This is a genomic window from Streptomyces platensis, assembly GCF_008704855.1.
GTDB lineage: Bacteria > Actinomycetota > Actinomycetes > Streptomycetales > Streptomycetaceae > Streptomyces > Streptomyces platensis.
Map to the genome: position 1 here is coordinate 930,106 of NZ_CP023691.1, position 18,776 is coordinate 948,881.

Sequence of the window (18,776 nt, forward strand, 5' to 3'; positions counted from 1 at the left end):
GTCTTATGCGGTGTGCGTGGTGACGTAGCTCCGCAGGTGGCGGGCCGTCAGTGAGTCGCCGGTGGCGACGAGATCGGCGGGGGTGCCGGTGAAGACCACCCGCCCGCCGTCCTGGCCGGCGCCGGGGCCGAGGTCGACGATCCAGTCGGCGTGCGCCATCACGGCTTGGTGGTGCTCGATGACGATGACGGTGTTGCCGTCGTCGACCAGCCGGTCCAGCAGGCCCAGCAGCTGGTCCACATCGGCGAGGTGGAGTCCGGTGGTCGGCTCGTCGAGGACGTAGACGGCGCCCCGCTCCGCCATGTGGAGGGCGAGTTTGAGCCGCTGGCGTTCGCCGCCGGAGAGGGTGGTGAGCGGCTGGCCCAGGCCGAGATAGCCCAGCCCCACCTCGGCGAGGCGGTCGAGGACGGTACGGGCCTGCCCGGTGGGGAAGAACTCCCGGGCCTCGGCCACCGACATGGCGAGGACCTCGCTGATGTTCTTGCCGCGCAGGGTGTAGGTGAGGACTTCCGGGGTGAAGCGCTTGCCCTCGCACTCCTCGCACACCGAGGCCACCCCCGCCATCATCGCGAGGTCGGTGTAGACCAGGCCGATGCCCTTGCAGGTGGGGCACGCACCTTCGGAGTTCGCGCTGAACAGGGCGGCCTTGACGCCGTTGGCCTTGGCGAACGCCGTACGGATCGGGCCGAGCAGCCCCGTGTAGGTGGCCGGGTTGGACCGCCGGGAACCCCGGATCGGGGACTGGTCGGCGACGATCACGCCGTCCCGTCCGGGCAGTGACCCATGGATCAGGGAACTCTTGCCCGAGCCCGCGACGCCGGTGACGACGGTGAGCACCCCGAGCGGGATACCGACGCTGACGTCCTTGAGGTTGTGGGTGTTCGCGCCGCTGATGGACAGTTCCCCCACGGGCTGCCGGACCTGCTCGCGCAGCCTGGCGCGGTGGTCGAGGTGACGTCCGGTCAGGGTGCCGGATGCGCGGAGCCCGGCGACGTCGCCGGTGAAGCAGATCTCTCCGCCGGCGGATCCGGCGCCCGGGCCGAGGTCGACGACATGGTCGGCGATCGCGATCGTCTCGGGCTTGTGCTCGACGACCAGGACCGTGTTGCCCTTGTCCCGCAGCCGCAGCAGCAGATCGTTCATCCGCTGGATGTCATGCGGGTGCAGTCCCACGGTCGGCTCGTCGAAGACATAGGTGACATCGGTCAGGCTGGAGCCGAGGTGACGGACCATCTTCACCCGCTGGGCCTCACCGCCGGAGAGCGTGGCGGACTCCCGGTCCAGGCTCAGATAGCCCAGACCGATCTCGACGAGCGAGTCGAGGGTGTGGCAGAGGGTGGCGACCAGCGGGGCCACGGCGGGGTCGTCGATGCCCCGGACGAAGGTGACCAGGTCGCTGATCTGGAGGGCGGCGCATTCGGCGATGTTGCGGCCGGCGATCCGGGAGCCGAGCGCGGCGGGGTTGAGGCGGGCTCCGCCACAGGCACCGCAGGCGGTGAAGGTCACCGCCCGGTCGACGAAGGCCCGGATGTGCGGCTGCATGGCGGCGCGGTCCTTGGCGAGGTAGGTGCGCTGCACCCGTACCAGCAGGCCCTCGTAGTTGATGGTGGAGGTGCCCACCTTGATCTTGGTGGGGGGCTTGTGCAGGAAGTCGTCCCACTGGGCGGGGGTGAAGTCCTTGAGCTTGACGTCCGGGTCGAAGAATCCGGAGTGGGCGAGGGTCTGCCAGTACCACGAGCCGACGGTGAAGCCGGGTGCGGTGATCGCCCCCTCGTTGAGGGAGAGTTCGGTGTCCAGCAGCTCGCCGGTGTCGATCGCCGAGACCTGGCCGAGCCCCTCACATTCCTGGCACATGCCCTCGGCGCTGTTGAAGCTGAAGGCGGTGGAGGTACCGGCGTGCGGGGTGCCGAGGCGGCTGAAGATGATCCGCAGCATGGTCTGGGCGTCGGTCGCGGTACCGACCGTGGAGCGGGAGTTGGCGCCCATCCGCTCCTGGTCCACGACGATCGCCGCGCTCAGGTTGCGCAGCGCGTCGACATCTGGCCGGCCCTGGCTCGGCATGAAGGACTGGATGAAGGCCGTATAGGTCTCGTTGATGAGCCGCTGCGATTCGGCGGCGATCGTGCCGAAAACCAGGGAGGACTTCCCCGAGCCGGAAACACCGGTGAAGACGGTGAGCCGGCGCTTGGGAATGTCGAGCGAGATATCGGCGAGATTGTTCTCCCTGGCGCCGCGGACCTGGATCAGGTCGTGGCTGTCCGCGGCGGATGTTTCCCCGTTGCCCGGCCGTCGGCGGGTCTGCCGGTCCCCCATGCGTGCTGCCACCCCTCTGTTATCTTTACACCGTAAAGAGTTCGGTCGGGACGTTACTTTATGCCATAAGGAGTCGCAAGTGGTGGTTTTCGCGGGCCAGGGCGACGCCCGTCGTTCAATGGCGCTGCTGTGGCGTGCGGAAGGCACCGCCGGAGCGCGGACGCGGCGGTGGCCGGGTCCCAAACCGGCGCTGAGCGTGGCGGCGATCGTGGACGCCGGGGTGGCGGTCGCGGACGCCGACGGCATGGCGGCGCTGTCCATGCGCGCGGTCGGCGAGCGGCTGGGCCGTACCGCGATGGCGCTCTACACCTACGTCCCCGGCAAGAGCGAGCTGGTGGACCTGATGTACGACCAAGTGCTGGCCGAGCTGCCCACCGACTACGACCTGACGCCGGGCTGGCGCGCCGCGGTGACCTCCTGGGCCGAGGACACCTGGGAGTTCTACCTCCGTCACCCCTGGGTGCTCCAGGTCTCCCAGGCACGTCCGGTGCTCGGCCCCCACGAATACCGCGCACTGGAGACCCTGCTCCGCCTGCTGTACGCGACGGAGCTGAGCTCAGCGGTGCTGCGGCGGGTGGTCGGGGCGCTGTTCCACTTCATCCGGGGCGCCGCGCAGACCGTGACGGAATCGCGGCAGGCCGCGGCCTCGACAGGGGTGTCCGACGAGGAGTGGTGGCAGGCCCGTTCCGGCCTGCTGACCGAGATGGTCCCCGACTTCGCGGAGCGCTTTCCGCTGCTGGTCCGGCTGGAGACCGAGGGTGCCGCCCCGGACCCGGGCGACGCGGTCCCCTATCTGGAACGCGAGGCACGGAGCACCTTCGACATCGGACTCGCCGTCATCCTGGACGGCATCGACGCGGCGATCCAGCAGGGCCGCTGAGGGGGCGCCACCCCGGCGGCCCGTTCCGCGCGGCCGTTGGGGTGATCAAGGGGCCTCGCTGCGCCCGGGCCGGTGTCGTCGGCCGGGCTTGGCGCGTTGGTCTTCCGTGACCGTTTTCCGCGCTCGTCCGTGGTTTCTGCCGACCAGCCTCGCGGCCTTCCTGACCGAGGCGTGGCCGGACGGGCCGGCTGACGACCCGTCGGATGCCGGGCCCGGCACCGGACCCGACGGACCGTCGGATGCGCCGTTCGACACTCCGTCCGCCGACCGGCCCGATACCCGGTCAGCTGATTCCGGGTCAACCGATTGCCCCTCGCACCCGGACACCCCCGACACTCCCGACAGGGACCCGGACAAGCCCGCTGACCGGCCCTGATGGCGGGCCCGGCGGCAGGCCGGGCCATGGAGCTGACGGCGTGTCGAAAGCTGGCGGCTGCACACACCGTGACGATCGGCTCACCATGTGTGGCGAGCCGGAGTGATCACCCATAGCTTCGCCTCATGGTGCTACGACAGATGAAATACATGGGCTGCGTCGCCGCGATGATGATCGGCGGTCTGGGTGCCGCGTCACCGTGCGACGCTTCCGGACGCCATGTCGTCCACGCAGGCGAATCGATCCAGCGCGCGGTGGACAGGGCGCGGCCGGGCGACACCATCGTCCTCCGGCCCGGCGTCTACCGGGAGAGCGTGCTGATCAACAAGTCACGGCTGCGCCTGGTCGGCGCGGGCCGCAAGACGGTGATCGCCCCGTCGGGCAGACGGGCCGCGAACGCCTGCGGGAAGGACGGCAACGGTATCTGTGTCGTCGGGAAGGGCAGGACGCTGCGGGACGTCACGATCCGCTCGCTGACCGTCCGGGGCTTCAAGAAGAACGGGATCTTCGCCTCCGGGACCGACCGGCTCTCGGTGGTCCACGTGACCGTGCGGAAGAACGGCGTGTGGGGCATCGCGCAGGAGAAGTCCATCCGCGGTGTGTTCCGCGACAACTCCGCCATCGACAACGGCGACGCGGGCATCTTCCTCGCGAACAAGACCAAGGAAGAGGGCGGCGGCGCCGACACCCGGGGCGCCCTGATCAGCGACAACTACCTCGCGGGGAACCGCATCGGCGTCACGATCCGGCGGGTCAGGAACCTGACGGTCGGCTACAACACCATCACCAGGAACTGCGGTGGGGTGTTCGTCGTCGGTGACGAGTCCCGTCCCCAGGCCGGCGCGCTGACGGTACGGAACAACTCCATCTACAAGAACAACAAGTTCTGCCGCGGCAACAGCCGGCTGCCGGACATCCAGGGCTCCGGCATCGTGCTCACCGGCGCCGAGCACGTGCTGGTACGGCGCAACGTGATCCGGGACCACCACGGCAAGTCCCCGCTCTCCGGTGGTGTCGTGCTCTTCCACAGCTTCGTGAAGGTGCTCAACCACCACAACGTCATCAGCCACAACATCGTGCTGCACAACAGGCCGGTGGACCTGGCCAACCGGGACCTCCCCGGCAAGGGCAACCGGTTCATCCGCAACGTCTGCCGGACCTCGGAGCCGGCTGGGCTGTGCCGGCGGCTGCACCGGGACGGGCTGACCCCGTCGGCATCGGGAGAATAGAGGCGCAATGACCACCGTAAGCTCCACTCCCCCACCCGCGATGCGGCTCCGGGAGCTGATCTTCGGAGCCGCTTGTGCGGCGGCCGTACGGGCGGCGGCGCGCCTCGGCGTCGCCGACGCGCTGGGCGACCGGCCCACCACCGCGGAGGAACTGGCCGCCGCGGTGCAGACCGAGCCGCGGCCGCTGGACCGGCTGCTGCGCGCGCTGTCCTGCTACGGGATCTTCGCCGAGACCGACGACGGGAAGTACGTCCACACGGAGATGTCCCGGCTGCTGCGGGAGGACACCCCGAACAGCCTGCGCTACATCTCCCTGTGGTGCACGGAGCCGTGGACCTGGGAGGCCTGGCCGCGGCTGGACGACGCGGTGCGCTCCGGCCACAGCGTCTTCGACGAGCTGTACGGCAAGGGGTTCTTCGACTACCTGCACGAGGACGCACGGGAGTCCGCCGAGGTCTTCAACCGGGCGATGACCACGTCCAGCAAGCAGTCGGCACAGGACATCGCGGGGCTGCTCGATCTGACCGGGGCGACCTCGGTGGCGGACATCGGCGGTGGCCAGGGCCATGTCCTCGCCAGCCTGCTGGAGAAGCACCCCAGGCTCGAAGGCACGCTGCTCGATCTGCCCAAGGTCGTGGCGAACCCGGACCCGCGGCTGTCGGACGGCGGCGCGCTGGCCGCACGGGTACGGATCGTGCCCGGCGACTGCCGCGACGACATCCCGGTCCAGGCCGATGTCTACATCATCAAGAACATCCTGGAGTGGGACGACGAGAGCACCCGCAGAACCCTGCGGAACGTCGTCAGGGCCGCCCGTCCCGGCGCCCGGGTCGTCATCATCGAGAACCTCGTCGATGACAGTCCCTCCATGAAGTTCACCACCGCCATGGATCTGCTGCTGCTGCTCAATGTCGGTGGCGCCAAGCACACCAAAGCGAGCCTGGTCAGCCGGATGGCCGAAGCCGGCCTGAAGGTCGGCGAGATCCTGGTCGTCAACCCGTATCTGCACGCCTTCGAGTGCACCGTCCCTGAATGAGCGGTCCGGGCACGGCAGGTCGCCCGGTGAGGAGACTGCTCCTCGCCGGGCGACCTTGCCCCGGTCCGGGGATGCGCGAGAGCCGGGGGATCGCCTCGGCTCCGCGTGCGCGTCAGCTGCTGCCGTCGCGCTGCCAGCTGTAGAACTGCTGGGCCATCGCGTCCTTGGGGCTTCGCCAGGTCTCCGGGTCGTAAGCGCTGACGAAGGCGGACAGCTGGTCGCTGACGGCGCGGAATTCGGGGTGTTCCGTCACCTTGGCGATCTCCGGGCCGGGCGGCCGGTCGGATTCGATGAGGTGCAGATACACGTCACCGAACTGGAAGAGGGTCCGCCGCGAGACGCCGACCAGGTGGGGCAGTTCCGTACGGTCGGAGGCCTTGAAGACCTCGGCGATGTCCGGAGCCGAACCGGGTTTCATCCGCGCGACGATCAGAGCGTGATGCATCAGGGGTCCCTTCGTTGCCGCCGGCAGGCGGTCCGAACGCGGCCTGGTGGGCCGTCAGCTGACGGTGGCGGACCGGAGCTCGCGGTCCCGCTGCTCGATCCGGTCCCGGATGAGCTCCAGCTGGATCCGGGAGTTGCGGTTGATGAGCTCGGTCATGCCCTTGTCGTCGACCGGCGCGTCGGGCTTCATCGCGAAGTCCTGGGTCCAGTGCATCGAGGTGCCGCCCGGGATCTCGGCGTACTTCCAGTGGATGTCCATGTGCGCGAACGGGCCGGTCTCGACGCGGCGGGCGCGGACCGAGCGGTTCTTGCGGTCGACGACCCGCTCGGAGACCCAGCTCCAGACCGTGCCGTTGTCGTCCGGGTGCATCGTCAGCCGGAAGGTGGTCTTGTCGCCTTCCCTGGACAGCACCTCGACCGAGGCGTACTCGCTGAACAGCTGCGGCCAGTTCTCGATGTCGTTGGTGATGTCCCAGACGAGGTCGAGGGGCGCCGCGATGGTGATGTCGTTCTCGGTGTGGCCGGGCATGTCATGCTCCTGTCGTAGGCACGGTGTCATTGGCGGTGTTGACGAGGGCGAGGAAGTCGCGCGGCGTCTTGCAGCGCTCCGCGTCGGTCGGCATCGGCCGGCCCTGACGGTTCTCCAGCTCGCCCACGATGCCGAGGAGGCCGAGCGAGTCGAGGCCGAAGTCCGCGAAGGTCGCGTCCTGCCGGTTCGCCAGCTCCTTGGGGTCGACGGTGAGGCCGGCCGCGGACTTCATCAGCGCGGCCAGCTCATTGAGCGTCAGTTGAGCGGTCATCTGAGGTTCTCCTTCTCATGAGGGGGACCCGGAGCCCTTCCGCAGCACCATCGCCGCGTTCGAGCCCATCAGTCCCCGGCTCAGCACCAGCGCCGTCCGCAACTCGGCCGGGCGGGCCCGGCCGGTCACCACGTCAAGGTCGTGGCATACGTCGACGACGTTGGGGGTGGGCGGCACGACGCCGTACTCCATCGCGAGCACCGCGGCCGCGGTGTCCAGGACGGGGGCGCCGCAATACGCCCGGCCGGTGCCCGTCTTGGGTGCGGTCACCGGGACCTGCGAGGCGTGCCGGCCCAGGGCGTCCGCCAGCGCCAGCGCCTCGGCCCGGTCGGCCGCAGGAACGCCGAGCGCGTCCGCGAACACCACATCGATCTCCTCCGGGGCGCACCGCGCATCCTCCAGCGCGCGACGGATCGCATGGGCGAGCCCGGCCCGGGACTCCTCCCACAGGGAGGCCCCGGTGAAGGTCGCGGCATGCCCGGCCAGCACGGCCCGGACACTCGCCCCGCGGCTCTCGGCCGCCGCCTCCTCCTCGACGATCAGCATCGCGCCGCCCTCGGCGGGCACGAAGCCGCACGCGCCGCTGGTGAACGGGCGGTAGGCGCGGGCCGGATCGTCGAGCTTGCTCAGATCGTCGTAGCCGAGCTGGCAGACGACCGAGTAGGGGGCCAGTGGTGCCTCGGCGGCACCCACGACGACGGCGTCGGTGCCGCGCCGGATGGTGCGGGCGGCGTGCGCCAGGGCGTCCAGCCCGCCCGCCTCGTCGCTGGCCACGACTCCGCACGGCCCCTTGAAGCCGCCGCGGATGGAGATCTGGCCGGTGCTCGCCGCGTAGAACCAGGCGATGGACTGGTACGGGCCGACATGGCGGGAGCCCTGGCCCCAGAGCCGTTGCAGCTCCCGCTGGCCGAACTCGCCACCGCCCGATCCGGCGGCCGTGACGACTCCCACCGCGAACGGTGAGTCGTTGTAGTCGGCACGGCCGAGCCGGGCGTCGTCCAGCGCGAGGTTGGCCGCCGCCATGGCGAAGTGGGTGAACCGGTCGGTCTGGACGAGGTAGCGCTCCTCGATCAGATCCGCCGGATCGAAGCCCCGCACCTCACCGGCGACCTTGAGGGGCAGATGCTCACACCCCTCACGGGTGACGCGGTCGAGGACGCTGATGCCCTCCACCGTCGCCTTCCAGAAGGTCTCGGTGCTCACCCCGTTGGGGGCGATGACACCGATGCCGGTGACGACGGAACGACGTTCTTCCGGGGAGCTCATGATGCCCTCCCACCCTGTCGGGTCAGTACCACCGCTGACTGGAATCCACCGAAGCCGCTGCCGACCGAGAGCACCGAACGCAGCGGCAGCTCCCGGGCCGTCTTGGGCACATAGTCGAGGTCGCACTCCGGGTCCGGAGTCTCGTAGTTGGCCGTGGGCGGCACCACCTGGTGGGTGAGTGCCAGCACACAGGCCACGATCTCGATGGCGCCGATCGCGCCGAGCGAGTGGCCCACCATGGATTTGATGGAACTCATCGGCACCTTGTGGGCGTGGGCGCCCAACGACCGCTTGACCGCGGCCGTTTCGTGCCGGTCGTTCTGCTGAGTGCCCGAACCGTGCGCGTTGACGTAGTCCACCTGGGTGGCGTCAACCCTGGCGTGGCCGAGTGCGCGGTTGATCGCCTCGGCCATCTCCAGGCCCTCCTGGGTGAGGCCGGTCATGTGGTACGCGTTACCGAAGGTGGCATAGCCACGTATCTCACAATGGATGGTCGCCCCGCGGGCGCGGGCGTGTTCCAGCTCCTCCAGGACGAGCACGGCGCCGCCCTCACCCATCACGAACCCGTCGCGGTGGGCGTCGAACGGGCGGGAGGCGTGCGCGGGATCGTCGTTGTTCGCCGAGGTCGCCTTGATCGCGTCGAAGCAGGCCACGGTGATCGGGGAGATCGGTGAGTCCGAGGCTCCGGCGATACACACATCGACCCGGCCCTCCTCGATGGACTGGAAGGCGTACCCGATGGCGTCGAGGCCGGAGGTGCAGCCCGTCGAGACGGTCTGCACCGGGCCGTGGGCGCCGATCTGTTCCGCCACCGCGGAGGCGAGCGAACTCGGGGAGAAGGCCCGCTCCAGGTGCCGGCCGGCCGGCCGGTGGTCGACATCCCAGCGGGCACCGTGACCGCTGACGGCGACATAGTCGTGCTCCAGCCGCGTGGTGCCGCCGACCGCGGTGCCCAGCGACACCCCGACCCGCCAGGGGTCCTCCGCCTCGGTGTCCAGGCCGGCGCTGCGCAGCGCCTCGTCCGCGGCGACCATCGCGAACTGGATGTACCGGTCCGAGCGGGCCACCTGCTCCTCGCTCAGACCGTGCGCCGCGGGATCGAAGTCGCACTCGGCGGCGATACGTGAACGGAAACCCTCAGGGTTGAAGAGGGTGATGCCACGCGTCGCCGTACGACCGGAGGACAGCAGGTCCCAGAAGGCGGGCACGCCCACGCCGCCCGGAGCGACGATACCGACGCCGGTGACCGCCACGCGGCGGGTCATGACACCGGCTCCGTGCGTTCCGGTGGCGCGACCGGTGTGCTCTCCTCCGCGCCCTCGGTGTCGACGTGGCCGAGCTCGGGGCGCGGAGCCAGCGGACCGAGGTGGAAGACCATCCGGGCCTCTTCGTCCCCGACATTGCGGAAGCGGTGCCGCATGTACGGGGGGATCAGCAGCCCCTGGTCCGGGCGCAGCGGGTGCGGCTCCCCGTCGAGGTCGACTTCGAGCAGGCCTTGCACGACGTACACGAACTCCTCGGAGTACGGGTGGTAGTGCTCGCCGATGCGCTCGCCGGGCTGCACGAGTGCCATGCCCATGAAGCCGCTCGTGGCGCCCACCGCGCTGGGTGTCAGCATGGCGCGCAGATCACCTCCGCGCCGGCGGTTGGGCTGGGTCTCGCTGAGGTCCACGATGCGTGGGCGGTGCGTGGTCATGGCTGTTCCTCCAGGGGCGTGGTGCCGGCGGTTGGATGGGGTGAGCGGCCTGCCTACGGCCGGGGGCGTCAGGCGCCCGGTGCCCGGCGGTCGGTGATGAGGGCCATGTCGGCGCGCTCCAGGAAGTGCGCGATCTCACGGTCGTTCGACAGACCGCCGGCCACCTCGGTGTCGATGAGGCGCCGCAGCACAGCCGTCTTGCGGGGGCCGCGCACACCGAGCGACAGCATGGGGTCGCTGTCGACGGGGATACGGAGATCGACCATCCGGACCACGACGTCGTCACGCTGGAAGATGGTGCTGCCGGCGACGGGGCAGGACGGGTCGTCGGCGGCCAGTTCGTCCTGGCGGGCCAGCATCCGGGCCAGCGCCATGCCGCAGCCCTCTTTGGCGGGGTAGTACAGCGCATGCCGTTTGATGCCGTCGGGCTGCTGTCCGCCGGCCGCGACGTGGTGCACCGCGGGCAGGGCGGCACGGGTGAAGAACACCCGGGCGGAGTTCGGGTCGCTGAGGTCGCGGTCCTGCTCCAGATACGGGTTGATGGCCTCCTCGACGGCCCGGACCTCGGGCTGCTGGGAGATGTGCCGCAGCGCCGCGACCAGGTCGCCCTGCACCTCGACCGCGCGCACGACGCGGTTGCCGTGCATGAAGAGGGAGGTGCGGCGGAGCCTGGTGGTGTCGTCGACCCTGGCCTCCGGGGAGGTGTACCCGGCGAGGATCTCGGCGACCATCGATTCGCTGCCCGGCTTCACGGTGAAGGTCAGCGCGTGCCGGACCACTCCGTCGCCGACGCGGGGGTTGGCCTGGAGCCGTCCCTTGGGCGGCTCGGGCGCGAGGCTGGCGATGTTCGAGGTCTCGCGCAGCACGCTGAAGCGCAGCGACCGGGTGTCACGGACACAGCCGTGCAGCGGCTGCACCATCTTGACGTGTTCCTCGCTGTTGACCCAGGCCAGGAACGGCGGCGCACTCTCCCATTCGCTGGTGATGAGCCACTGTGAGGGGTTCTCGATGGACTGGCACAGCTGGTCGGTGATGTGCCCGGGGACGGACGCGACCTGGTTGCGCAGGTGCTCGTAGGCTTCCAGGAAGTCCTGCTGGGCTCCTTCGTGGAGATCCAGGAGCAGCACGACCCGAAGCCGTGAGCCGTCGAAGGCTGACTGGGATATTCGTTCCGACAGCGTTGTCATCGTCTACGCATCTCCTTCGGGGCCCGACGGCCCCAGTGGTGCGTCGTCAGTTCCGGTGCGATCCGGTGACTGAGCCGGATGGTGGGGGCGGCCCGCCCGGTGTCCGGGGGCGTCCCGGATTCGATCGTGGCCGGGACCCACGGGTGGCGCGAGATCTGTGAGCCATGCAGGTGAACCGTGATCGAACACGGCCGCAGCCGGGCATTCGTGCTCCATCTGCCGTACACGCCCCTGGAGCTGGAGCACGCAATGAATCCCACCGCCGAAGACCGGGTTCCGGTAATCATCGTGGGCGGGTCCCTGGTCGGCCTGTCCGCGTCGCTGTTCCTGGGACGTCTGGGCATCCGACATCTGCTGGTCGAGAAGCACTCGGGCACCTCCCGCCACCCGCGCGGGCGGGGGAACAACGTCCGCACGATGGAGCTGTACCGGGTGGCCGGCGCGGAGCAGCGGATCCGCGAGGCCGCGTCCACGCTCGCCGACAACCACGGCATTCTCCAGGCCCGTTCGCTCACCGGTGACGAACAGGAGTGGCTGTTCAAGGAGATCGACCCGGGCGGCGGACTGGCCAAGTTCAGCCCCTCCGCCTGGTGCCTGTGCAGCCAGAACGACCTGGAGCCGGAGCTGGTGCACTGCGCCCGTGAGAACGGCGGTGACCTGCGGTTCTCCACCGAGCTGAGCTCCTTCGAACAGGATGCGCAGGGCGTGACCGCGGTCCTGAAGAACCGGGAGACCGGTGAGCAGCGCACCGTCCGCGCGGACTACCTGATCGCGGCCGACGGCCCGCGCAGCCCGGTACGGGAGCACCTGGGCATCGGCCAGACGGGGCCCGGCGACCTGTTCCACAACGTGAGCATCACCTTCCGCGCACCGGCCCTCGCGGACGCCGTGGGCGAGCGCCGCTTCATCGCCTGCTACTTGACCAACCCGGAGGCGGACGGCGCCCTGCTGCCGGTGGACAACCGGGCCGAGTGGGTCTTCCACGCCCCGTGGCACCCGGACCGGGGCGAGACCCTGGAGGACTTCACCGACGAGCGGTGCATCGACCACATCCGCCGGGCAACGGGCGTACCGGACATGCCGGTTGAGATCACCGGCAAGGCGCCGTGGCACGCCGCGGAGCGGGTCGCCGAACGGTACGCGGCCGGCCGGGTCTTCCTCGCCGGCGACTCGGCCCACGAGATGTCCCCCACCGGGGCGTTCGGCTCCAACACCGGCATCCAGGACGCACACAACCTCGCCTGGAAGCTCGCCGCCGTACTGAACGGCTGGGCGGGCCCCGAGCTGCTGGCGTCGTACGAGGCGGAGCGGCAGCCGGTGGCGCGCGAGACCAGTGCGCGCGCCTCGGCCCGCTCCGCCGAGCACAGCCACCCGGGGTACGTCCCGGCACCCGGTGCGGGCGGCGGGCGGCAGCGCGGGGTGCTCACCGTGGCCCTGGGGTACTGCTATCCGCAGGGCGCGGTCGTCGGCGCCGATCCCGAGCTGCCGGTGGTCCCCGACCAGATGCGGCTGACCGGCGAACCGGGCACCCGCGCCCCGCACATGTGGCTGCACGCCGCCGGTGAGCGCCGCTCGACCCTCGATCTGTACGAGAAGTCCTTCGTGCTGCTGACCGGCACCGACGGCGAGATGTGGCGTACCGCGGCCAAGGGCGCCAACGAGGAGTTCGCCCTGGGGCTGAAGTGCTACATGATCGGCACCGGGCCGAACGACGACATGGCCCCCGAAGAGGGCGCCGACTGGGCCGAGAAGCACGGGACGACGCCGGAGGGCGCGGTGCTGGTGCGCCCCGACGGCTTTGTCGCCTGGCGGGCCGAGGGCCGGGTGGCCGACCCCGAGGCGGCGCTCCGGGAGGTCCTCGCCTCGCTGCTGTGCCGGAGCTGACCGACCCGGCCCGCCTTCGCCCGGTCCGACGGGCAGGGGCCGGGTCGCGAGGCACACGAGGCTGCTGAGAGTGGAGGGGCCGACGGGATACCCGCCGGCCCCTCCGCCCGTTGTCCCGCCGCCCGTTGTCCCGCCGCCGCGCGAACGTATCTTCTGCCCGTCACCACCGCAGGGGCATCTCAGGGCCGTCCCGGCCGCGTCCCGCAACCCGGGGAACCTATTTCCGGTTGAGTCCGGGCATGGACGCCAAGAAGCCCGCCGCACACCCCTTTCAGCGCATCGCGCTCCCCCGCCAGCCGCCGCCCCTGCCGCCCCCCGCTCCGCAGGCGCGCCGCCCGGTCGAGGAGGGGACGCCGATCTTCGATCAGCTGCTCAAGGAGTGGCGCTCCGGGGAACTGCGGCCGGTGGTGTCCTGGCCGGTGGACGATCCGGGGAAGATCAGAGCGGGCTCCGCTGTTGGGACGGATGATGGCCGTCCCTATCCGCGGAACCGCGACGAGGAGCATGACCGTGAGCCTGTACGACATCCCCCTGCGCACCCTGACCGGTGAGCCCGCTTCACTCGCCGACTACCGGGGCAAGGCCCTGCTGGTGGTGAATGTGGCGTCCAAGTGCGGGCTGACCCCGCAGTATTCGGGCCTGGAGCGGCTCCAGCAGCGCTACGGGGACCGTGGCTTCAGTGTGCTGGGCTTCCCCAGCAACCAGTTCGCGGGCCAGGAGCCCGGCACCGCCGAGGAGATCGCCACCTTCTGCTCCGCGACGTACGGCGTGAGCTTCCCGCTGTTCGAGAAGACCGAGGTCAACGGCGCGGACCGGCATCCGCTGTATGCGGAGCTGACGGGCACCGAGGACACCGAGGGGACGGCCGGCGACGTCCAGTGGAACTTCGAGAAGTTTCTGATCGATGCCGACGGCAAGGTCGCGGGCCGCTTCCGGCCGCGGACCGAGCCGGAGGCCGCGGAGCTGGTCACCGCCATCGAGGCGGTCCTGCCGGGCTGATCCGATGACCGCGCCGCCGGTCCGCGGGGGCGGGCGGCGGCGTACCGGAGGGCGCCGGTCAGGCAACGGCCGTACCGGCACCGTCCGTGACCTCGGCTGATCCGGCGGGAGCGGCCGGTTCCCCGGCGGCGTCCCCGTCGGACACGATCTCGAAGGTGCCGTCCAGCCCGGTCATGCGCAGCAGCCGCGCGACGCTTCCGCCGTGGGTGACCCCGGTCAGCCGCAGCCGGCCGCCGCGCTGCCGGGTGCGGTAGCGGGCGCGGCTGAGCAGCGACAGACCGGCGCAGTCGATGAACGTCACCGCGCGCACATCGAGCAGGAGATCGCTGCCCTGGACACCGGTGAGGTCGTCCAGCTGGTCGGACAGCACCGACACGGCGAGGATGTCCAGCTCACCGCGGAGTTCCAGGACGGTCGTGCCGCCCGCCGCGCAGCTGGGTCCCACAAGTCTCGGGTAGTACTGACCTTCATCCATCGGCCCGGCCCACTTTCGTGCCGAGGCGCGGGATATGGCCACGCGTCTGCGGCGGAGACGTTCGGTAGGTGTGGGGGGCGCCCGGCGCATTCCGGGCGGGTCGGCCCGTTTCCGGGTCTCGGGTGGTGTAGTGGTGTGTCGGCTGTGTTCCTGCGTTTCTGCTGCTGTCGGTAGTTGTCTACGGCTTACCCGCAGGCCGCGGCCTCCAAGTCCCAGCGACCGGGACATCTGCAGGTTGTCTCAAAGTCGACCCTCGCGGGTGTGGCCGAGACAGGTGCCCCAGGGCTGGGCCCCGGGGGCGAGGCACGGCCGACCGCGGTTCCGCGCACGTCGGCGGTGATGCGCCCGGGCGGCGCGCCGCGTACACCCGCGAGGGGCCGTGGACACCGGGCGGCCGGAAATCGCAGCTTCCGGCGTCGGCGGGCCGCGCACATCGGCCCGGCGGCCGGACCGTGGACCGGGCCGCCCCGGTGCCCCCGCGACCGGCCTCCTGATCGCCCCCGGGCGCCCCGCTCGGACGCCTCGCTCGGGGCCTCGCCGGACGCCTCGCCCGTACGGCCCCAATGGCACACTTTCGGGCGAATTAGACTGGCCGGATCGCCGCAAAGTGTGAGGTGTGCCCTGAAGCCGTCGGATCCCGCTGGAGATCTCCCCGACCGGACCGCGCAGAGCCCGCCTGCGCCGGCCGAGGGGCCGTTCTCCCGGCTTCCGCACCTGTGGGAAGAGGGGGGCGCGGTCGGCTTCGACCATGATCTGGGCCGCGCGCTGGACCGTATCGCCGAGGCCGCCGTCTCCCTCACGGGTGCGCCTCATGCCGCCGTCGCCCTCCGTGACGCGGACGGCGCCGGGCCGGGTGAGCTGATCAGCCACGGCGTCTCCCCCGGGGCCGCGCCGCCCGCCGGAGCCTCGCTGGAGGTGCCCATCCAGGTGGAGGGGGAGGTGTGCGGCACCCTGTACGTCGCGGGGAAGGGCGACGGCGGGGAATTCGGCGACGGGGATCGGCGTCTGGTGCGGGTGCTGGCCGCCGAGGCCGGGCTGGCCCTGAGCAACGCCCGGATGCACGCGGCCGCCCGGCAGCGACGACGCTGGATCGAGGGCGCGGCCTCCGTGACCACGGCGCTGCTGGCCGGGCCCGAGACCCGCTCCACGGCCACCCACGCCCTCACCGTCGTCGCGGAACAGGGCCGGGAGCTGGCCGAGGCGGCCACCGGAGCGGTGCTGCTGCCGCACGCCGAGGGCGGTATGGAGGTGGTGACGATCTCCACGGTGCTGTCGGAGGACGTGCGGACCGAGGCATTTCACGGCTGGATACCGCCCGCGAGCCCGGTGCTCCACCAGCTGCACGCCGGGCTGGCGGTCTTCTCCGACGACTTCGCCGCCGACCCCCGCTCGATCTCCCCGCTGTCGCGCCACTACGGCCCGACGATGCTGCTGCCGCTGCGCAGCAACGGGCGGACGCTGGGCGCCCTGGCACTGTGCCGGAGGTCCGGCGACCGCCGCTTCAGCCACCCCGAACGCACGCTGGGGACCCAGTTCGCCGCGCAGGCCGCGGTGGCGCTGATGCTCGTCGGCCGGCACCGGGACCGGGAGCGGCTGGCCGTCTTCGAGGACCGCGACCGGATCGCCCGCGATCTGCACGACCTGGTCATCCAGCGGCTGTTCGCCACCGGAATGCTGCTGGAGACCGCCCGGCGCAAGGCGCTGCTGCCGGAGGTGCAGAAGGGCCTAGGCGAAGCGATCGATGAGCTGGACGCGACGATCCAGGAGATCAGGACGGCGATCATCGCGCTCCAGCAGGGGCCGTCGGAGGCGCCGCCCGGCCTCCGCACCCGGGTGCTGCGGGCGGCCGGCGCGGCGCTCGGCGGCCGCCCGTCGGTGCAGTTCGTCGGCCCGGTCGACGCGCGGGTGGACGAGCGGACCGGCCGGGAGCTGCTGGCCGCGCTGGACCAGGCGCTGATGTCGGTGGGGGCGCCGTCGCCGCCCCGCGTGTCGGTCGTCGTGGACACCACCGCCACCCTGCCCGACGGACGGCCGGGCGTACGGCTGACGGTGCGGTCCCCGGACGGCTCGCACCCGCCCGTGACATGGGAACGTCCGCTCGACGGCCGCTCCGGCTCCTGAATCCGACGGGTGAGCGCACCGGAATCACTTGACCTCAAGATTGGTTGAGGTTCTAGGTTCCTTTATGTCGCCGGTCACGCACGGCGATCCCGTGACGCGACCCCGGCACCTGGAGGCCACGATGGACATGGAAGTCACCGCCTGGCACGCCCTGCACAGTTCGATGACCGCGCAGCAAGGACGGCGCCGCTTCTCCCGCGGCACCCTGCGCCGCATCACGGCCTTCGCCCGCCCGCACCGCCGCCGCCTGGTGTGGTTCCTCGTCCTGAGCACGGCGACCGCGATGCTCGCGGTGGCCACCCCGCTGCTCGCGGGCCGGGTCGTGGACGCCATCGTCGGCGGCGACGCACCGTCCCTCGTCCTCCGCCTGTCCGGGCTGATCGCCGTCATCGCGGTCGCCGAGGCGGGCCTGGGGCTGGTGACCCGCTGGCTGTCGGCGAGCATCGGCGAAGGCCTGATCCTGGATCTGCGCACCGCGGTGTACGACCACGTCCAGCGGATGCCGATCGCCTTCTTCACCCGTACCCGCACCGGAGCACTGGTCAGCCGGCTCAACAACGATGTGATCGGTGCGCAGCGGGCGTTCAGCGACACCCTGTCCGGGGTCGTCAGCAACATCGTGACGCTGCTGCTCACTCTTGTCGTGATGCTCGGGCTGTCCTGGCAGATCACCCTGATCGCGCTGGTGCTGCTGCCGGTGTTCGTGCTGCCCGCCCGCCGGGTCGGCCGGCGGCTGGCGGATCTGCGCCGGGAGGGCGCCGACCACAACGCGGCGATGGGCACCCAGATGACCGAGCGGTTCTCCGCGCCGGGTGCCACCCTCGTCAAGCTGATGGGCCGTCCGGCCCGCGAGTCCGCCGAGTTCGCCACCCGGGCCCGCCGGGTGCGTGACATCGGAGTCCGTTCGGCCATGGTCCAGACGTACTTCGTCACCGCCCTCACCCTGGTCTCCGCCCTGGCGCTGGCCGTCGTCTACGGCCTGGGCGGCTTCCTCGCACTGCGCGGACAGCTGGAGCCCGGCGCGATCGTCTCGCTGGCCCTGCTGCTCACCCGGCTCTACGCCCCGCTGACCGCGCTGTCCGGCGCCCACATCGAGGTGATGAGTGCGCTGGTCAGCTTCGAGCGGGTCTTCGAGGTGCTCGACCTCAAGCCACTGATCACCGAGAAGCCGGACGCCCGGGCGGTCCCCGAGGGCCCGGTGTCCGTCGAGTTCGACTCCGTACGCTTCGGCTATCCGTCCGCCGACAAGGTCTCGCTGGCCTCCCTGGAGGAGGTCGCCACCCTCGACACCCGCGGCGGCGAAGAGGTACTGCACGGCATCTCCTTCCGCGCCGAACCGGGCCAGATGGTCGCCCTGGTCGGCTCCTCGGGCGCCGGGAAGTCGACGGTGGCCCAGCTGCTGCCGCGGCTCTACGACACCGACACCGGGGCGGTCCGGCTCTCCGGGGTGGACGTCCGCGATCTGACCGCCGCCTCGCTGCGCGACGTCCTCGGCATGGTCACCCAGGACGGGCATCTCTTCCATGACTCGATCCGCGAGAACCTGCTGCTGGCCAAGCCGGAGGCGACCGAGGCGGAGCTGTGGGACGCGCTGCGCCGCTCCCGTCTGGAGGAGCTGATCGCCGGGCTCCCCGACGGTCTGGACACCGTCGTCGGCGAGCGCGGCTACCGGCTCTCCGGGGGCGAACGGCAGCGGCTGACCATCGCCCGGCTGCTGCTCGCCCACCCCCGGGTGGTGATCCTGGACGAGGCCACCGCCCACCTGGACAACACCTCCGAGGCGGCGGTGCAGGAGGCGCTCACCGAGGCGCTGGAGGGCCGTACCGCCCTGGTCATCGCCCACCGGCTGTCGACCGTACGAGCCGCGGACCTGATCCTGGTGGTCGAAGGCGGGCGGATCGTCGAGCGCGGGACGCACGAGACGCTGCTGGCGGCCGAAGGGCGCTACGCGGAGCTGTACCGGACCCAGTTCGCCGACTCGGAGGACCGGCGGGCCGCCGCGGCCGAAGCCGGGCGCACGGACTCCGGCCCGGATCTGCTGCCGGAGTCGGCCCTGATGAACTGACGCCG

At 71.0% G+C, this 18,776-nt stretch carries 17 protein-coding genes; 8 read left to right on the forward strand and 9 right to left on the reverse strand.

Going from position 1 to position 18,776, the window contains the following annotated elements; genetic code table 11:
* Window positions 1–3: 3 nt before the first annotated feature.
* Entirely contained in the window at window positions 4–2,313 is a 2,310-nt protein-coding gene (locus CP981_RS04065; protein WP_085923407.1) for an ATP-binding cassette domain-containing protein, read from the reverse strand.
* A 79-nt stretch (window positions 2,314–2,392) separates the two neighbouring features.
* Here CP981_RS04065 and CP981_RS04070 point away from each other — a divergent pair, with 79 nt between their 5' ends.
* The 3 genes from CP981_RS04070 to CP981_RS04080 all read left to right on the forward strand — a co-directional run bounded on the left by CP981_RS04070 (window position 2,393) and on the right by CP981_RS04080 (window position 5,834).
* Complete coding sequence (locus tag CP981_RS04070) at window positions 2,393–3,193, forward strand: TetR/AcrR family transcriptional regulator (protein WP_085923408.1); 801 nt, start codon at window positions 2,393–2,395, stop codon at window positions 3,191–3,193.
* Window positions 3,194–3,694: 501 nt separating this feature from the next.
* A complete protein-coding gene (locus tag CP981_RS04075; RefSeq protein ID WP_167536050.1) occupies window positions 3,695–4,798 on the forward strand; it encodes a right-handed parallel beta-helix repeat-containing protein in 1,104 nt (367 codons plus the stop codon).
* 7 nt (window positions 4,799–4,805) lie between these two features.
* A complete protein-coding gene (locus tag CP981_RS04080) occupies window positions 4,806–5,834 on the forward strand; it encodes a methyltransferase (RefSeq protein WP_085923410.1) in 1,029 nt (342 codons plus the stop codon).
* Between the two features lie 112 nt (window positions 5,835–5,946).
* Here CP981_RS04080 and CP981_RS04085 read toward each other — a convergent pair whose 3' ends face one another.
* The 7 genes from CP981_RS04085 to CP981_RS04115 form a co-directional block, all read right to left on the reverse strand.
* Window positions 5,947–6,279 carry a TcmI family type II polyketide cyclase gene (locus tag CP981_RS04085; RefSeq protein WP_085923411.1) on the reverse strand — a complete coding sequence of 111 codons (333 nt, stop codon included), beginning with the start codon at window positions 6,277–6,279 and terminating at the stop codon, window positions 5,947–5,949.
* A 54-nt stretch (window positions 6,280–6,333) separates the two neighbouring features.
* Complete coding sequence (locus tag CP981_RS04090) at window positions 6,334–6,807, reverse strand: SRPBCC family protein (RefSeq protein WP_085923412.1); 474 nt, start codon at window positions 6,805–6,807, stop codon at window positions 6,334–6,336.
* A gap of 1 nt (window position 6,808) precedes the next feature.
* Window positions 6,809–7,078 (reverse strand): acyl carrier protein, encoded by a 270-nt coding sequence (locus CP981_RS04095; RefSeq protein WP_042152343.1) that lies wholly within the window; start codon window positions 7,076–7,078, stop codon window positions 6,809–6,811.
* 15 nt (window positions 7,079–7,093) lie between these two features.
* Window positions 7,094–8,344, reverse strand: a complete 1,251-nt coding sequence (locus CP981_RS04100) for a ketosynthase chain-length factor (RefSeq protein ID WP_085923413.1) — start codon at window positions 8,342–8,344, stop codon at window positions 7,094–7,096.
* A complete protein-coding gene (locus CP981_RS04105; protein WP_085923414.1) occupies window positions 8,341–9,609 on the reverse strand; it encodes a beta-ketoacyl-[acyl-carrier-protein] synthase family protein in 1,269 nt (422 codons plus the stop codon). The genes CP981_RS04100 and CP981_RS04105 overlap by 4 nt, the downstream gene beginning before the upstream one ends.
* Window positions 9,606–10,040, reverse strand: a complete 435-nt coding sequence (locus CP981_RS04110; protein WP_085923415.1) for a cupin domain-containing protein — start codon at window positions 10,038–10,040, stop codon at window positions 9,606–9,608. Before CP981_RS04110 ends, CP981_RS04105 begins: the two co-directional genes overlap by 4 nt.
* A gap of 68 nt (window positions 10,041–10,108) precedes the next feature.
* On the reverse strand, window positions 10,109–11,227 hold the full coding sequence (locus CP981_RS04115) for a SchA/CurD-like domain-containing protein (protein WP_085923416.1): 1,119 nt from the start codon (window positions 11,225–11,227) through the stop codon (window positions 10,109–10,111).
* A 249-nt stretch (window positions 11,228–11,476) separates the two neighbouring features.
* Here CP981_RS04115 and CP981_RS04120 point away from each other — a divergent pair, with 249 nt between their 5' ends.
* The 3 genes from CP981_RS04120 (at window position 11,477) to CP981_RS04130 (ending at window position 14,110) form a co-directional block, all read left to right on the forward strand.
* Window positions 11,477–13,111, forward strand: coding sequence for an FAD-dependent oxidoreductase (locus CP981_RS04120; protein WP_085923494.1), 1,635 nt, complete (start codon window positions 11,477–11,479; stop codon window positions 13,109–13,111).
* A gap of 239 nt (window positions 13,112–13,350) precedes the next feature.
* Complete coding sequence (locus tag CP981_RS04125) at window positions 13,351–13,662, forward strand: hypothetical protein (RefSeq protein WP_143658832.1); 312 nt, start codon at window positions 13,351–13,353, stop codon at window positions 13,660–13,662.
* Window positions 13,622–14,110 carry a glutathione peroxidase gene (locus tag CP981_RS04130; protein ID WP_085923495.1) on the forward strand — a complete coding sequence of 163 codons (489 nt, stop codon included), beginning with the start codon at window positions 13,622–13,624 and terminating at the stop codon, window positions 14,108–14,110. Before CP981_RS04125 ends, CP981_RS04130 begins: the two co-directional genes overlap by 41 nt.
* A gap of 58 nt (window positions 14,111–14,168) precedes the next feature.
* Here CP981_RS04130 and CP981_RS04135 read toward each other — a convergent pair whose 3' ends face one another.
* The gene (locus CP981_RS04135; RefSeq protein WP_085923417.1) at window positions 14,169–14,555 is read right to left on the reverse strand and encodes an STAS domain-containing protein; all 387 of its coding nucleotides are present in this window, start codon (window positions 14,553–14,555) and stop codon (window positions 14,169–14,171) included.
* Between the two features lie 639 nt (window positions 14,556–15,194).
* Between CP981_RS04135 and CP981_RS04140 the strand changes: the two genes are divergently transcribed.
* Together CP981_RS04140 and CP981_RS04145 are read left to right on the forward strand one after the other, a co-directional pair.
* On the forward strand, window positions 15,195–16,706 hold the full coding sequence (locus CP981_RS04140; RefSeq protein WP_085923418.1) for a GAF domain-containing protein: 1,512 nt from the start codon (window positions 15,195–15,197) through the stop codon (window positions 16,704–16,706).
* Window positions 16,707–16,827: 121 nt separating this feature from the next.
* On the forward strand, window positions 16,828–18,771 hold the full coding sequence (locus CP981_RS04145) for an ABC transporter ATP-binding protein (protein ID WP_085923496.1): 1,944 nt from the start codon (window positions 16,828–16,830) through the stop codon (window positions 18,769–18,771).
* Window positions 18,772–18,776 lie beyond the last annotated feature (5 nt).

What these genes read in the sequence shown, in the direction of transcription:
- CP981_RS04065 (WP_085923407.1), bottom strand. Translation starts at nt 2,313, where the DNA reads ATGGGGGACCGGCAGACCCGCCGACGGCCGGGCAACGGGGAAACATCC.
- CP981_RS04075 (WP_167536050.1), top strand. Translation starts at nt 3,695, where the DNA reads ATGGTGCTACGACAGATGAAATACATGGGCTGCGTCGCCGCGATGATG.
- CP981_RS04080 (WP_085923410.1), top strand. Translation starts at nt 4,806, where the DNA reads ATGACCACCGTAAGCTCCACTCCCCCACCCGCGATGCGGCTCCGGGAG.
- CP981_RS04085 (WP_085923411.1), bottom strand. Translation starts at nt 6,279, where the DNA reads ATGCATCACGCTCTGATCGTCGCGCGGATGAAACCCGGTTCGGCTCCG.
- CP981_RS04090 (WP_085923412.1), bottom strand. Translation starts at nt 6,807, where the DNA reads ATGCCCGGCCACACCGAGAACGACATCACCATCGCGGCGCCCCTCGAC.
- CP981_RS04095 (WP_042152343.1), bottom strand. Translation starts at nt 7,078, where the DNA reads ATGACCGCTCAACTGACGCTCAATGAGCTGGCCGCGCTGATGAAGTCC.
- CP981_RS04100 (WP_085923413.1), bottom strand. Translation starts at nt 8,344, where the DNA reads ATGAGCTCCCCGGAAGAACGTCGTTCCGTCGTCACCGGCATCGGTGTC.
- CP981_RS04105 (WP_085923414.1), bottom strand. Translation starts at nt 9,609, where the DNA reads ATGACCCGCCGCGTGGCGGTCACCGGCGTCGGTATCGTCGCTCCGGGC.
- CP981_RS04110 (WP_085923415.1), bottom strand. Translation starts at nt 10,040, where the DNA reads ATGACCACGCACCGCCCACGCATCGTGGACCTCAGCGAGACCCAGCCC.
- CP981_RS04115 (WP_085923416.1), bottom strand. Translation starts at nt 11,227, where the DNA reads ATGACAACGCTGTCGGAACGAATATCCCAGTCAGCCTTCGACGGCTCA.
- CP981_RS04120 (WP_085923494.1), top strand. Translation starts at nt 11,477, where the DNA reads ATGAATCCCACCGCCGAAGACCGGGTTCCGGTAATCATCGTGGGCGGG.
- CP981_RS04125 (WP_143658832.1), top strand. Translation starts at nt 13,351, where the DNA reads ATGGACGCCAAGAAGCCCGCCGCACACCCCTTTCAGCGCATCGCGCTC.
- CP981_RS04145 (WP_085923496.1), top strand. Translation starts at nt 16,828, where the DNA reads ATGGACATGGAAGTCACCGCCTGGCACGCCCTGCACAGTTCGATGACC.